The 12,853-nt window shown below is 56.9% G+C and carries 15 protein-coding genes; 8 read left to right on the forward strand and 7 right to left on the reverse strand.

Annotated features, from left to right (window positions below):
* Positions 1–350 precede the first annotated feature (350 nt).
* Complete coding sequence (locus tag O9H85_RS15270) at positions 351–1,763, reverse strand: sensor histidine kinase (protein WP_269882291.1); 1,413 nt, start codon at positions 1,761–1,763, stop codon at positions 351–353.
* Positions 1,760–2,434, reverse strand: coding sequence for a response regulator transcription factor (locus tag O9H85_RS15275; RefSeq protein ID WP_269882292.1), 675 nt, complete (start codon positions 2,432–2,434; stop codon positions 1,760–1,762). Before O9H85_RS15275 ends, O9H85_RS15270 begins: the two co-directional genes overlap by 4 nt.
* 113 nt (positions 2,435–2,547) lie before the next feature.
* Between O9H85_RS15275 and O9H85_RS15280 the strand changes: the two genes are divergently transcribed.
* The gene (locus O9H85_RS15280; RefSeq protein WP_269882293.1) at positions 2,548–3,243 is read left to right on the forward strand and encodes a response regulator transcription factor; all 696 of its coding nucleotides are present in this window, start codon (positions 2,548–2,550) and stop codon (positions 3,241–3,243) included.
* A 138-nt stretch (positions 3,244–3,381) separates the two neighbouring features.
* Here O9H85_RS15280 and O9H85_RS15285 read toward each other — a convergent pair whose 3' ends face one another.
* The gene (locus O9H85_RS15285; protein WP_269882294.1) at positions 3,382–3,744 is read right to left on the reverse strand and encodes a hypothetical protein; all 363 of its coding nucleotides are present in this window, start codon (positions 3,742–3,744) and stop codon (positions 3,382–3,384) included.
* 58 nt (positions 3,745–3,802) lie between these two features.
* Here O9H85_RS15285 and O9H85_RS15290 point away from each other — a divergent pair, with 58 nt between their 5' ends.
* The 3 genes from O9H85_RS15290 to O9H85_RS15300 are packed head-to-tail and all read left to right on the forward strand — an operon-like array spanning position 3,803 to position 5,038.
* Positions 3,803–4,093, forward strand: coding sequence for a hypothetical protein (locus tag O9H85_RS15290; RefSeq protein WP_269882295.1), 291 nt, complete (start codon positions 3,803–3,805; stop codon positions 4,091–4,093).
* The gene (locus O9H85_RS15295) at positions 4,090–4,410 is read left to right on the forward strand and encodes a DUF2653 family protein (protein WP_269882296.1); all 321 of its coding nucleotides are present in this window, start codon (positions 4,090–4,092) and stop codon (positions 4,408–4,410) included. Before O9H85_RS15290 ends, O9H85_RS15295 begins: the two co-directional genes overlap by 4 nt.
* Before the next feature lie 49 nt (positions 4,411–4,459).
* Complete coding sequence (locus O9H85_RS15300) at positions 4,460–5,038, forward strand: GNAT family N-acetyltransferase (protein WP_269882297.1); 579 nt, start codon at positions 4,460–4,462, stop codon at positions 5,036–5,038.
* 37 nt (positions 5,039–5,075) lie between these two features.
* Here the strand turns inward: O9H85_RS15300 and O9H85_RS15305 are convergent, their stop codons facing one another.
* On the reverse strand, positions 5,076–5,711 hold the full coding sequence (locus O9H85_RS15305; RefSeq protein ID WP_269882298.1) for an FMN-dependent NADH-azoreductase: 636 nt from the start codon (positions 5,709–5,711) through the stop codon (positions 5,076–5,078).
* 271 nt (positions 5,712–5,982) lie between these two features.
* Here O9H85_RS15305 and yunB point away from each other — a divergent pair, with 271 nt between their 5' ends.
* Positions 5,983–6,717, forward strand: coding sequence for a sporulation protein YunB (gene yunB, locus O9H85_RS15310; RefSeq protein ID WP_269882299.1), 735 nt, complete (start codon positions 5,983–5,985; stop codon positions 6,715–6,717).
* Between the two features lie 149 nt (positions 6,718–6,866).
* Here the strand turns inward: yunB and O9H85_RS15315 are convergent, their stop codons facing one another.
* Positions 6,867–7,928, reverse strand: a complete 1,062-nt coding sequence (locus tag O9H85_RS15315; protein WP_269882300.1) for a M23 family metallopeptidase — start codon at positions 7,926–7,928, stop codon at positions 6,867–6,869.
* 135 nt (positions 7,929–8,063) lie between these two features.
* Here O9H85_RS15315 and larC2 point away from each other — a divergent pair, with 135 nt between their 5' ends.
* A complete protein-coding gene (gene larC2, locus O9H85_RS15320; RefSeq protein WP_269882301.1) occupies positions 8,064–8,552 on the forward strand; it encodes a nickel pincer cofactor biosynthesis protein LarC2 in 489 nt (162 codons plus the stop codon).
* A 61-nt stretch (positions 8,553–8,613) separates the two neighbouring features.
* Here the strand turns inward: larC2 and larC are convergent, their stop codons facing one another.
* Positions 8,614–9,756: a nickel pincer cofactor biosynthesis protein LarC gene (gene larC / locus O9H85_RS15325; RefSeq protein WP_269882302.1), complete on the reverse strand. Its 1,143-nt coding sequence runs from the start codon at positions 9,754–9,756 to the stop codon at positions 8,614–8,616.
* Positions 9,753–10,586, reverse strand: coding sequence for a nickel pincer cofactor biosynthesis protein LarB (larB, locus tag O9H85_RS15330; protein WP_269882303.1), 834 nt, complete (start codon positions 10,584–10,586; stop codon positions 9,753–9,755). Before larB ends, larC begins: the two co-directional genes overlap by 4 nt.
* A 169-nt stretch (positions 10,587–10,755) precedes the next feature.
* Between larB and lipA the strand changes: the two genes are divergently transcribed.
* Both lipA and O9H85_RS15340 read left to right on the forward strand, forming a co-directional pair.
* Complete coding sequence (gene lipA, locus O9H85_RS15335; RefSeq protein WP_269882304.1) at positions 10,756–11,631, forward strand: lipoyl synthase; 876 nt, start codon at positions 10,756–10,758, stop codon at positions 11,629–11,631.
* Positions 11,632–11,652: 21 nt separating this feature from the next.
* Positions 11,653–12,474 (forward strand): YutD family protein, encoded by an 822-nt coding sequence (locus O9H85_RS15340; protein ID WP_269882305.1) that lies wholly within the window; start codon positions 11,653–11,655, stop codon positions 12,472–12,474.
* Positions 12,475–12,853: the final 379 nt, after the last annotated feature.

Genomic DNA, 12,853 nt, shown 5'->3' on the forward strand with positions numbered 1-12,853 from the left:
ATCTATTATAGATTTGATCCCATCATAGATCGGTTCGATACGCGTTTCATTAGAGAAACTTAAAGGAATTTTAAAGAAAATGTAAAGGGAAAAACGCCCATCTTGTTCAAGAAACAAGGATGGGCTGGAGCTTGCCCAGAAACCCATGAAATAGAGAAATCTGCCTTGGTAATCCGGTGGGGTATCCCCTTCCGGCCGCTGTTGTTATCGGAAAATTTTCAATTAGTTCGCTTGTGCAGCGGTCATTTTCCGATAACAAAGGCGGACGCTATCGCTCCTACAGGGGATACCCCACCTACCACCTTTGCATTTTTCAACTTATCGGGTTTTCTCGTTAAAGGCCACCATGTTCAAGAAACAAGATGGGCTGGAAGAGTAACGGTAGCGGCCGTGCCTTCGCCCACCCGGCTGGCAATCGTCACGGTGCCGCCGTAGTTCTCCGCAAGCCGCTTGGCGATGGAAAGGCCGAGGCCCGTGCCTCCGCTCTCCCGGCTTCGGGCTTTATCGGCCCGGTAGAAGCGATCAAACAAATAAGGCAAATCCTTCTCCGCGATGCCTATCCCCCGGTCTTCAATCCGCACGATGGCGCGTCCTTCTTCATAAGCTCCCGTGAGCCGGATCTCCTTGCGGTGGGCCGAGTACTTGACTGCGTTGTCCAGAAGGATGAGCACGATCTGCTCCAAATGCTGCTGCAATATGACGGCCGTTACGCCCGACAATCCGGTCAGCTCCGTCTCGAACCGGAAGTCGGGATGCACGGCTGCGAAGCCGGCGACCGCCGGCGTCAGCGCCTCCGCGAGCTCGATTCTTTCTACATGCTCCGGAGGCCCCGCCTCCGCCCGGGACAAGTCAAGCAGCTCCCTCATGATCCCCTTCAACCGGCTGACCTGCTGGAGGGAGGTATACAGCGATTCGTCCAGAACGGCCGGGTCCCGCTTGCCCCACCGGTCCAGAAGCGACAGATGCCCTTCGATGATCGAAATGGGCGTCTTTAATTCGTGGGACGCATCCTCGACGAATTGCTTCTGCTGGCGGAACGAGGCTTCCACCCGGTCCATCAGACCGTTGAACAGTTTCGCCAGCCAGGACAGCTCGTCCCCGCTATCCGTCAACGCCACGCGTTCCTGCAAACCGTTCGCTTCGGCCCTGCGCATCGCCTCCGCCAGCCTTTGAACTGGGCGCAGCAGCTGACCGGCCAGCAGCCAGCCGCCGAGCCCGCTGACGACGACGGCGATCGCTCCGCCTGCAAGCATAACGACGAGCATGAGCCGGTTTAAGCGTCCGAACATGCTGAGGTTGCTCACAATCTCGATCGTGCCGGTAAACTGTCCGGTTCGGACCGGACTGCGCATGACGATGAGCAGGTTGTCTTCATGCGACGTATGCATCAGTCGTGTAGCGGCGGCCATTTCCTGAGGTACCCAGTCCTCGGGAATGCCGTCGCTGACGGAGAGCAGGATACTGCCGTCCGGACGAAGCAGCCGGATCCGCTGACCGTTCTGATTTACGGTCTCGATAAACCGCTGTTGTCCGTCCAACAGGACGGGGTCGTCGGTTAAGAGGCGCCCGGTAAAATGGTCCTGGAGCTGCAGCATCTCCTTACGGACCGACGTTTCCTCCACCTTCAGCATCCAGCTCTGCAGTACGAAGTACTGGACGAGGCTGTAGACGATGAAGAGCCCGAGAATCAACAGCGCCGCGGCAAGCAGCAGCTTCATCTTCAGCGCGGGTCGGGGGACAGCAAGCCGGATAGCCGTCCTCATTGCAGCTTATACCCTGTGCCGCGTACCGTGACGATGTAGCTGTTCTCTCCTTTGGGATGCAGCTTGCTTCGGAGGTAACTGATATAGACATCCACGACATTCGTCTCCACCTGAGTCTCGGTCCCCCAGATTTCGTCCAACAGCACGTCCCTTGCAACGACTTCTCCGGCATGCTGAAGGAACAGACGGAGGATATCGAATTCGCGCTTCGTTAAATCGACGAGCCGTTCTCCCTGATGCACCGTCATCGATTCGACGTCCATCCGGATGTCCCGGTAGACGAGCGGCGCTTCGGCGGGAGCGGCCTGTCCGCTTCTGCGGAGCATCGCCCGCATCCGGGCCAGCAATTCTCCGATGGCAAAAGGCTTAGGCAAATAATCGTCCGCACCGCATTCAAGGCCTAGTATGCGGTCCGTCACCGCGTCCCGGGCCGTAATCATGATGATCGGCGTCAGGTCTTGGCCCGTCCGGATCCTTCTGCACACATCGGTTCCGTCGATGCCAGGCAGCATGACATCCAGCAGGATCAAGTCCCACTCGCGTTCCATGGCCAGCTTCAGTCCCGATTCCCCGTCATATGCACAGGATACGGCAAAGCCTTCGTGTTTCAGCTCCAGCTCCATGAAACGGGCGAACGGTTTTTCATCTTCGACTAATAAGATTTCTTTCATTCAGGTATACGCTCCTCGGGTAAATTTACAAAACTCTCATGAAACCCGCCTTGACTTTGCTTATACTCATTTGTATCTCTCTGTATTTTAGCAGAAAGGAAGGTGCAAGGGCGATGAAACCCCATATACTGTTAATTGAGAAGGATCCTTGTATCGCTTCTCTCCTGTCCTATCCGCTGCAGCGGGAGGGCTACGAAATTCACTGCTCCGAACAGAAGCAATCCGGTTTAATAGAGGCTAAGCGCAAAATATATGATTTGATCGTTTATGACCTGGAAAACCCTGAAACCGAGGGGATGGAATTTTATCAAAAACTTAGGCAGCATCACATTCAGGCCCCGGTGGTGCTTCTTTCCGCGAACGCCAGCGAAGAATTTATTTCCGGCTGTTTGCGGATAGGGGCGGAGGACTGCATTATCAAGCCGTTTGGCGTAGAGCTCTTTCTGGCCCGGATTTACGCGGTGCTTCGCCGGTTCAAGGACATGCAGCATCTGCCGGTTCCGGAGCAGGAGGTCAGCCCGATCAACTTGGGCAGCTTGACCCTGTTCCCGGACAAATATGAAGCGACCTGCGACGGCCGGAGCCTCCAGCTGTCGGCCAAGGAATTCGAGCTGCTCCTCTATCTGGCCGAACGGAAGGGGGCGGTCGTTTCCCGCAATGAGCTCGCTACGGAATTCTGGGATACGACGAACCCGAAGAACTGCCGGAAGGTGGATGTCTATATGAGCAGCATCCGCAAGAAATTCGAGACGCTATCCGAGGTCAGCATCCAAGCGGTACGGGGGCGCGGCTATAAAATCGTAAACTAGCAGGATTGGAGAAAGGATGTCGAAATATAGTATAATAGGGGACGTATAGTCATTTTATAACGAAGGATTTGAGATGATGAACAGGAAACTGATAGTAATTTCGGTTGCTCTTATGTTATCCGTTAGTCCCTTGTCGGCTTATGCGGCAACCAGCTCAGGCAAGAGCAGTACGTCCGGTTCGTCCAGCTCGGTAAGCCGAAGCAGCTCGACGCCGTCATCATCCACGTCGGCGCCTTCGACGTCCTCCCGTTCGGGATCGTTCTCGACGAACCCGAACGCTTCGAAGCCTTCCAGTCCGGCAACGAACAGCACGACTTCACCCGATTCCTCCGCGACGCCGTCTTCGGGGTTCAGCGGCGGGGCCAGCGGCAAGACGGCGCCAAGCGGCGCTTCATCCGGTCCGGCGAGCAGCAGCTCTTCCGGCTTCAGCGGCGGAGCGTCCAATAAAACCACCGTACCCGGCACGTCCGGGAACACGAACGGCTCGAGCTCGGTAAGCAAGGACGGGACGACCTACAGCACCGGGTTCCAGAGGTCCAGCGTACCCGACGGCAGCAAAGTGAATCCGAGTACGGGAAGAAGCTATTACGGGGGCAGCACGTACTACAATCAAGTACCGCCCAATGTAAAGCCGCGCAGCAGCTTCTGGCCTGCCGTCGGCGCCTTTGCCGCAGGAACGTTCCTGGGCTCCATGCTGCATCCGATGGGCGGTTATTATCCGGCGGCCGGCGGAGGCTACGTTCACCAGTCTTTCTCTTTCCTGTCGCTTCTGTTTGATTTAGCATTAGCGGCCTTTGTCATTTGGCTTATCGTCGTAGTGTTTAGATCCTTGAGAGGAAGAAGAGCATGAGAATTTTATTTGACGAGCAGGATTTGTTCGATTCCGTATGCGTCGGCATTGCGTCGCGCGTGAACCGGGGAAGGGTTGAGGGAAGCGAGCCCCATCACGTTCATGACCTGAAGCTTTATTTTGACGAGCATAAAGGGTTCTCGGCCAGAGGCAGATTCAATTACCAGGAATATTATATGAATCAGCAGGAGCTGATTGATGCCGTGGCCCTGTATATGTCCTCTTACTATTCATACGATTCCGACCGGCTGCTGATCAACCTTTCCTGGGATGAAGCGACCCGGATTTTCAGCGCGGAGATTGTTGTTCAACGCTAGCATACGCCCGGGAACAGGCGGCTAGTATTCAACTTGGAGGCATCGTGACATGATTAGACCCGCAGCCCCCGGGGACGCGGAACAAGTGATTCCCTTGCTGTACGAAGCGATCGGGGACATCGCCCATCTGCTCAGCGGCACGGAGGACTTCGAACGCACGATGGAGGTGCTGACCTCCTTCTATCATCTGCCGGGTAACAGGATCAGCTATGAGAACGCGATAGTTGAAGAGACGGAAGGAATGCCGGTCGGCTTTGCCTTGTTCTATGACGGAAGCCGTATGGGGGCGCTGGATGAGCCGTTGCTGGGGCGATTGCGTTCCTGCGCCGCCGACCCGAACGCGGTGGACCGTTTCCCGAAGGAAGCGCGCGACGATGAGTTTTACCTGGATTCGCTCGCTGTGAGCGAGGCATGCCGCGGCCAAGGAGTAGGCGGCAGGTTGCTGCGGGCCTTCGAGGGCGAGGCGGCAGCCCGCGGCCATAATTGGGCGGCGTTGATCGTGGAGCAGAGCAATGACAAGGCAAGGCGGTTCTATGTTTCTTTGGGCTACGAGAAGGACGGCGAGCTAGACGTGGCCGGCCATCGGTACGATCACATGCGCAAGCCGGTATCCCGGCAGGAAAAATAGGAAAGCGGCCCGATTCATGGGCCGCTTTTCTGCATTTTTAAAAGGATTTGGCGAGCTCCCGCGCTTTGGCGATCGCATCTTCTTTGATGCTTTGGGCCTTGTCCGGGAATTGGTTATGGCCTTCTACGAACAGCCCTTGGAAGGACGGAACGCCGAAGAAGCTCATGATGGCGCTCAAATACCGGTGCCCCATCTCCATGTCCGCTGCGGGGCCGTGAGAGTAAATGCCGCCGCGGGCTTGGATGTGCAGCGCCTTTTTGTCCGTTAACAGACCGACCGGGCCGTTCTCGGTGTAACGGAACGTTTTGCCTGCCGTACAAATCGAGTCGATATAAGCCTTCATGAGCGGAGGGAAGGAAAAGTTCCACATCGGCGTGACGAACACATACTTGTTCGCAGCTACGAATTGATCCGTCAGCTCGCTGAGGCGGCTGACCTTCGCTTGCTCATCCTGCGATAGCGCCGAGAAGTCCTGACCGCTCCGCAGCTTGCCCCATCCGCTGAAGATGTCGGCGTCGATATGCGGAATGTTCGTTTTGTACAAATCGAGCGGAATGACTTCATCGTTCGGATGGGCTTCGCGGTAAGCATCAATAAAAGCTTTGCCGACGGCCATGCTGAAGGAGGTTGTGTGATCATGCGGATGCGCCGTAATGTACAACAAATCAGCCATAAGAACAATCCCTTCTATAAGAGGTTTGATTGGAATTCGGAAAGAGGTTTGATTGGAATTCGGACCTCTGTAGGATGTGTCTTACCAGGCTTAATTATTACGGCCTCAGCTTTGCTCTTTCTATCCAGCCGAATCCGGCTTCTTCCGAGGCTGTCTTCTTTTTCCGGACAATGCCGCATATGCTCTAACGAACAGGCTGTCTTAATCCGTAGAAATGGAATTTCTTGGAGCGGAGAGTTGATCCCAGATCAAGCCTGGAGGAGGGAAACGGTTGCTGAAGCGCAGATGGAGAAGCAGCCCCGCGGGCAAGACGAAGCTGAAGAGATATGTGCTGATCGGACTGCTGATCGGCTTTCTGTTCGTGCTGCAAACGTACTTGTACATGGAGAAAAATTTGAAGCAGCCCTTGGTGAGCCTTGCCAAAATCCGTTTGAAGCAAATCGCCACCCAAACCATTAATACGGCCGTGTCGGAGCAAGTCGCGCGAAATACGAATCTGGATAAAATGATTGATTGGCGCATGGATAAAAATGGAAAGACGGCCGGCTTCGTGCTCAATCCGACGGAGCAAATGCGGATCACGTCCGATACGATCGGAACCGTGGAACGCCAGATGAAGCAGCTTCAATCGATTCCGGAGCATATTCCGCTCGGCCAAGCGATGAACAGCCCGATTCTCGCTTCGTTCGGTCCCGACATCCCGATCAAGCTCGTTCCCGCGGGAGCGGCCAAGGTCGATCTGGGCACGCGGTATCAGAATGCCGGAATTAATATGATCTTGGTTGAAGTGTACATCCGGATCACGATCGAGGTCTCGGTCATCATTCCGTTCGACTCCGAGCCGGAGGTCGTAGAGACGGAGCTGCCCGTGTCCTACGCGCTTGTGGTGGGGGATGTGCCGACGTATTATTTCGACGGCAAAGGCAATCCGGTCGGGCAGAACGGCCCGCCGCCCGGTGTAGCCCTGCCCGGCGCGCTGCAGAAGCCGCAGGCGGCGTCGAAGTGAAGCGGATAGCGGAAATCCGGAAGCGGGAACAAGCCCAAGGCGGAAGCGCCTTTGGGCTTGTTTTTGTAAACTACAGCTTCGCATCAACCTTGGTAAACGCGCTGGTCCTTGTAAAACAAGGAGGGCGCAGCCGTTTATCCTGGACAGCATTATTTTTTGCGGCGAAGCCTTTCTTCACGCTCCCACTTGCGCAGGTAAGGATACGGGTCGAACGACCAATCGGTCAATCCGTTATCCCGGTACAAACCGTAATGAAGGTGAGGCGGGAACTTCCCGGACGTTCCCGGCTTGCCATAGCCGGAGCTTCCGACCCAGCCGATGACTTGTCCGGGCTTCACAATGTCCCCTTGCTTCACTTCCTTCTTATTGAAGCCCGATAAATGGGCGTAATAGTGGTACACGTTGTTTAAATCGCGGATGCCGATCCGCCAGCCTCCGTAGGGATTCCACCCCATAATCTCGATGATCCCGTAAGCGGCGCTGCGAACGGGCACGCCGTAGCTTGCGAACAGATCGGTTCCTTCATGGATCCGATGGCCGCCCCAGCCCCGGCTTGCGCCCCATGTGTCCCTGTACGTATAGTCGGAGCCCAGCGGCATGACAAAACTGTGCTCGTGCAAATCCAGCGTATCGAATTTGGCGTAAATTTTGGCAAATTGCTCGATCCGCTGAACGCTGCGCGTATTTTGGTAATAGTCCCACAGTCCGATCCGCATATCCTCCGCCGAGCTTCCCTTGTGCTGCAAATAAGCGGCCATGGAGTACAAGCGGTCGATGTCGTTGCGCCGGTCGGCCAGTCCGTCGCCGTCGCCGTCTTGCCCGAAGCCTCCGAACACCCGGATGCTCTGGATATTGGTATCCTCATGGTCGGGGTTCAGCATGCCTCCCCATTGGAGGTCGGTATATTGAATCGCGATGCGCCCGACCTCAACCGGCCGTTTCTTGGCCAGCTGAAGGGTGCGCTCATATTGGTCGATCGCCGCCAGCTCATACCAAGGGATGCCGGTCAAGGCGCTCACTTTGTCGAACAGGTCCTTGCGCTCCGCGAAGACGGCTTTCATGCCGCCGGCACTGCTCTGGCCGGAGGGTGCCGGAGTGGAGACGGGTGCTGCTGCTGAAGCGAAGCTGGGGGAAGGCCGTACGGCGATGCTGCTCATGAGCAGGCTGCCGCACAGCGCGGCGGCTAACGTCCGTGACGGGAAAGCGGCCATACGTTTGCTACCTCCTTGGCATCGGGTATCCTAACGTTATTCTGGTACATTTACGGATTGAGTATAGCTTGCACGGAGGAATGGCTTTTTATCCCGGTTCATCTTTGATATCATCGAAGGAAAGGGGGGAAGGCTATGGCTTTTGAGCATCGCGTGGAGCATGTCGATGAGAGCATGCTGATCATTCAAGCGAATCTGGACGATATGAATCCGGAGCACACTTCATATATTACGGATCTGCTGTTCGAGCAGGGAGCCAACGATGTGTATTGGATTCCGATAATTATGAAAAAGGGCCGTCCCGGCGTCATGCTGAACGTCCTGATCGAGGAATCGGCGGCGGAGCGGATGGAAGGCATTATATTCAGGGAAACGACGACGCTGGGCCTGCGCTATGTCCGGGCAACCTGTCACCGGCTGGGCCGCGAATTTTATAGCGTAGATACACCCTGGGGGCCGATTCATGTCAAGGCAGGGTTTCATGGCGGAGAGCTGGTGCAGTTCGCGCCGGAGTTCAAGGAATGCGAGCAGGCCGCCAAAAGCTACGGCATACCGCTCAAGCAGGTGTATGACGATGTGCGGAGCCGGTTCCTGCAAAGCCGGAACGGAAAGCGCGAACAATAAGACAAAGCCCGGACAGGCAGCGAATGCCTGATCGGGCTTTGTCGTTTCGAGCCTTGATTGGCTAGTGCGAATGGTTCGAGCCGTGGGACTTTGGATGCGCGCCGTCTTGATGATCATGCACGTGGATATGCGTTTCGGCGCGGTCATGATGCGCATGTTCATGATCGTGGTCGTGATCATGATGATGGTCGTGATGCGCATGGTCATGATCATGATGATGGTCGTGATCATGGTCATGGTCGTGATGATGGTCGTGATCATTGTCGTGATTGTGTTTGTGAGGATGCTCGTGCGAATGAGAATGCGTATGACCGCCGTGCGTATGGCTGTGAACGTGCTCACCATGGGCATGCGGATGCTCGTGCGCGTGACCATGGTGATGGTGATGATCCTCGTGCTCATGATGATGATGGTGAGCGTGTCCGTGCTCGTGAGCAACCGTCTCATGATGAACGTGATATTTGTTTATAAAAGGATCCGCCTGCCCGATGACCGCGCGCAGCACGTTCGGCTGGTTCGGCAGGTCGCGGGTACCTGCGCCGTAGCCGATTGCTTCGACGATCATCGGCGGAAGGCCTTTGGCGAATTCGTCGACCAGTCCGGACACAATGCCCGCGCCGGTCGGCGTCGTCATCTCCATGGAGTACGGCGTCGGCGCGATCGGCAGGCCCTTCATCATTTCCAGCGTCGCGGGAGCGGGTACGGGATAAATTCCGTGATCGCAATGAACGGTTCCGGAACCGAGCGGCACGGGGGACGCGATGATTTTCTCGATGCGCAGCGAGTCGACGGCAAGCGCAACGCCGACTACATCGGCGATCGAATCGATTGCGCCGACTTCATGGAAGTGCACTTGTTCTATCGGTATGTTATGTATTTTTGCTTCAGCTGCGCCGATTTTGTCGAAGATGGCCAAGCTGAGCTTCACGACGCGCTCGTTGAAGCCTGCTTTTGATATACGGTCTACGATTTCGGAATAATGACGGTGATGGACAGGCGGGTGGTCGGGATCCGTGAGCACATCCAGCTTCAATGAAGAGATGCCCCGCTTGTTCACCTGCTTCCACTCCAGCGTGAACGGCTCGATGCCGAGCTTGGCCAATTCCTCTTCGATATAATCGCGATCCGCGCCTGCGTCTACCAAAGCACCGAGTGTCATATCTCCGCTGATGCCGGAGAAGCAATCCAGGTATAAGATTTTCATTGTTCATCCCTCTTTAGGCGGTTTTTGTGAATGAGCGCCGCATTATAGCCGGCGCCGAAGCCGTTGTCGATATTGACGACCGAGATACCCGGAGCACAGGCGTTCAGCATGGACAGGAGGGCCGCAATGCCCTGGAAGCTGGCGCCGTAGCCGATGCTGGTCGGCACTGCGATGACAGGCACGGAGACGAGTCCGCCGAGGACGCTCGCGAGCGCGCCTTCCATGCCGGCGGCGACGACGATGGCGTTCGCGCCGCGGATGACGGGCAGACGGCGGAACAGCCGGTGAATGCCCGCGACGCCGACGTCGAAGACGCGTTCCACTCGGCAGCCCATACTCTCGGCCGTGACGGCGGCTTCCTCAGCGACAGGCACGTCCGAGGTGCCGGCGCAGACGACGGCGATGTAGCCGTCATCCGTTGCGGGAGCCGCGAGGCCGGGGCGCAGCCAGAGCACCGCGCGCGCGTCGGGGCGGTATTCCGCCGCAGGCACCTGTTTCAGCACGTAAGCGGCCTTGTCGGGGCTGACACGGGTAGCGAGCACGCGGTCCGTGTGGTTCATTAGCCGTTGGAAGATGGCGGCGATTTGCTCAGCGGTCTTGCCTTCTCCGAAGATGACCTCGGGGAAGCCGGTCCGCGCGGCGCGGTCCACATCGAGCTGCGCGTAGCCCAGCGTATCGTCGATCCGCTGCACCGGCTGCGGAACGGTTGCCTGAGCCGCAGCCTGAGACGGCGCTTGCTGCTGCTGAACCTCCAGCAGCAGCCTTTTCGCTTCCGAAATGTCCATTTCTCCGCTTCGGACCCTTTTTAAAATATTATCCACGTTGATCATTAGCCGATAGATCCTCCGGTTGCCAGGCATAAATTCGTGATTGTTCAGTCATTGCACACGTATTTAAGTTTACCACAAATTCAATCGAATGTGGATTGTTACGGTAATCATGATATAATAGCTTCTAACAGACTGTCATGTGTAACTTCCAGAGAAAGAGGTGCCGATCTTGGCGACCCAACCTATAGAACGCAAGCCGGAATGGCTCAAAATCAAATTGACCACAGGGGAAAATTACAAAGAGCTTAAAAATATGATGCGGACCAAGACATTGCATACCGTATGCGAGGAGGCTAAATGCCCGAATATTCATGAATGCTGGGCCAATCGGACCGCAACGTTCATGATTCTCGGGGATATTTGCACCCGGGCGTGCCGCTTTTGCGCGGTGAAGACGGGGCTTCCGACGGAGCTCGATTGGCAGGAGCCGGAACGGGTGGCCGAAGCGGCGGAGCAAATGAACCTGCGCCACGTGGTCGTCACGTCGGTGGCACGGGACGATCTGCAGGATGGGGGCGCGGCGATTTTTGCCGCCACGATCCGGGCGATCCGCAAACGGCTGCCGATGGCGAGCGTGGAAGTGCTGATTCCCGATTTTCAAGGCGATCAGGCTTCTCTGCAGGTCGTGCTGGATGCAAAGCCGGATATCATGAACCACAATATCGAGACGGTTGAGCGGCTGTCCGACCGGGTCCGGTCCAAAGCGAAGTACCGCCGTTCGCTCGAGCTGCTGCAGCGTTCCAAGCGGCTGGCGCCCGGCATCCCGACCAAATCGAGCATCATGCTCGGCGTGGGCGAGGATTGGAGCGACATTTTGCAGACGATGGACGACTTGCGCGAGGTGGATTGCGATATTATGACGATCGGTCAGTACCTGCAGCCGAGTCTGCAGCATCTTCCGGTCAAGGCTTACTATACCCCTGAGCAGTTCGCGACGTTGAAGGAAGAAGGCATGAAGCGGGGCTTCCGCCATGTCGAGTCGGGGCCATTGGTTCGCAGCTCGTATCATGCCCATGAGCAGGTACAATCGGCACACCAGTCGTAACAGTAGAGGAGGCGGGCCGGCGTGATTCATATTGCAGGCAGGACCTACGAAGTCATTATTGATCATAAGAACGGATGGAAGGCGGAGGCTTTCCGGGACCGCTACAGCGAGGTGCTCGAGCGCTACGATTATATCGTGGGCGATTGGGGATACAACCAGCTTAGGCTTCGGGGCTTCTTCAAGGAATCGCACCCGAAGGCGACGAAGGATTCGTCCATTGCGACGGTGCAGGACTACTTGAACGAGTACTGCAATTTCGGCTGCGCTTATTTTGTTATCGAGAAGCAGGCGAATAAGCTTCCTGTGCAGCCGGGCGACGAGCTGCTCGATGCGGGAGAAGCCGCCGGGCAGGCGGGTGGAGAGGCTGCACAGGGACAAGATCAGCCGGCAGCGCAGCGCTATGAGCAGCAGAACCGGTACGAGCCCTCGCGGCAGCACGAGCAGGCGCCGCGTAACGAGCGCCGGCTGGAGCGGCTGGAGCGCCTGCAGCAGGAGCGTGAGGCGCAGGATCTGCGCCAGGAGCGGCAGGAGCGCGGCGAACGCCAGGAGCGTGGCGAGCGCCGGGAGCAGGGGCACCAGGCCCGGAATGAGCAGGGCCAGCGTCAAGGCCAGCGTGGCGGGCAGGGCGGCGGACGCCGCGAGCAAGGGGGCCCGCGCAACGAGCAGCGCGGTGAGCACGGGCAGCCGCGGCAGGAGCGCGGGCCGCGCCATGAGCAGGGCGGAGGCGGCAGCCATCCGGGCCAGCGCGGCGGACAAGGCCGGCAGCACCACGCCAAGGGCCAGCATGGCAGCCACGGCTCCAAGCAGAAGCAGCACTCGTCCTCCAACTCGGATGCGCGATAAGCGACGAAAAAAAGCATCCGTCAACCGTATGTAAATACCGGTTGGCGGGTGCTTTTTGCGCAGCTTGGCTTTCGGTGCTGTGCCAGCGTACGTTATTTCGCAAACGAGTCTGGCGGGCGGGCGTTAGTGAACCTGGATTCACTACAAAGTGAGCCCAGGTTCATTAACGAAGCCAAGCACGCTGCAAAACGAGCCGTAGTGAACTTGGCTACTCTACTAGCGAACCTAGGTTCGCTCGAATGACACTATAGTTCACTAACGGCTGGGAAAAGGGACCAACAGCTTCGTTTAGTGAACCCGGATTCACAACAAGTGAACCCAGGTTCATTAACGAAGCCAGGCAAGCTGTAAAACAAGCCGTAGTGAACTTGGCTGCTCT

Origin of the sequence: Paenibacillus gyeongsangnamensis (assembly GCF_027533625.1) — a bacterium.
GTDB classification, from domain to species: domain Bacteria; phylum Bacillota; class Bacilli; order Paenibacillales; family NBRC-103111; genus Paenibacillus_G; species Paenibacillus_G gyeongsangnamensis.

Bases quoted from the DNA above. Each gene is read 5' to 3' on its own strand.
- O9H85_RS15270 (WP_269882291.1), bottom strand. From the start codon at position 1,763: ATGAGGACGGCTATCCGGCTTGCTGTCCCCCGACCCGCGCTGAAGATG.
- O9H85_RS15275 (WP_269882292.1), bottom strand. From the start codon at position 2,434: ATGAAAGAAATCTTATTAGTCGAAGATGAAAAACCGTTCGCCCGTTTC.
- O9H85_RS15280 (WP_269882293.1), top strand. From the start codon at position 2,548: ATGAAACCCCATATACTGTTAATTGAGAAGGATCCTTGTATCGCTTCT.
- O9H85_RS15295 (WP_269882296.1), top strand. From the start codon at position 4,090: ATGAGAATTTTATTTGACGAGCAGGATTTGTTCGATTCCGTATGCGTC.
- O9H85_RS15300 (WP_269882297.1), top strand. From the start codon at position 4,460: ATGATTAGACCCGCAGCCCCCGGGGACGCGGAACAAGTGATTCCCTTG.
- O9H85_RS15305 (WP_269882298.1), bottom strand. From the start codon at position 5,711: ATGGCTGATTTGTTGTACATTACGGCGCATCCGCATGATCACACAACC.
- O9H85_RS15315 (WP_269882300.1), bottom strand. From the start codon at position 7,928: ATGGCCGCTTTCCCGTCACGGACGTTAGCCGCCGCGCTGTGCGGCAGC.
- larC2 (WP_269882301.1), top strand. From the start codon at position 8,064: ATGGCTTTTGAGCATCGCGTGGAGCATGTCGATGAGAGCATGCTGATC.
- larC (WP_269882302.1), bottom strand. From the start codon at position 9,756: ATGAAAATCTTATACCTGGATTGCTTCTCCGGCATCAGCGGAGATATG.
- larB (WP_269882303.1), bottom strand. From the start codon at position 10,586: ATGATCAACGTGGATAATATTTTAAAAAGGGTCCGAAGCGGAGAAATG.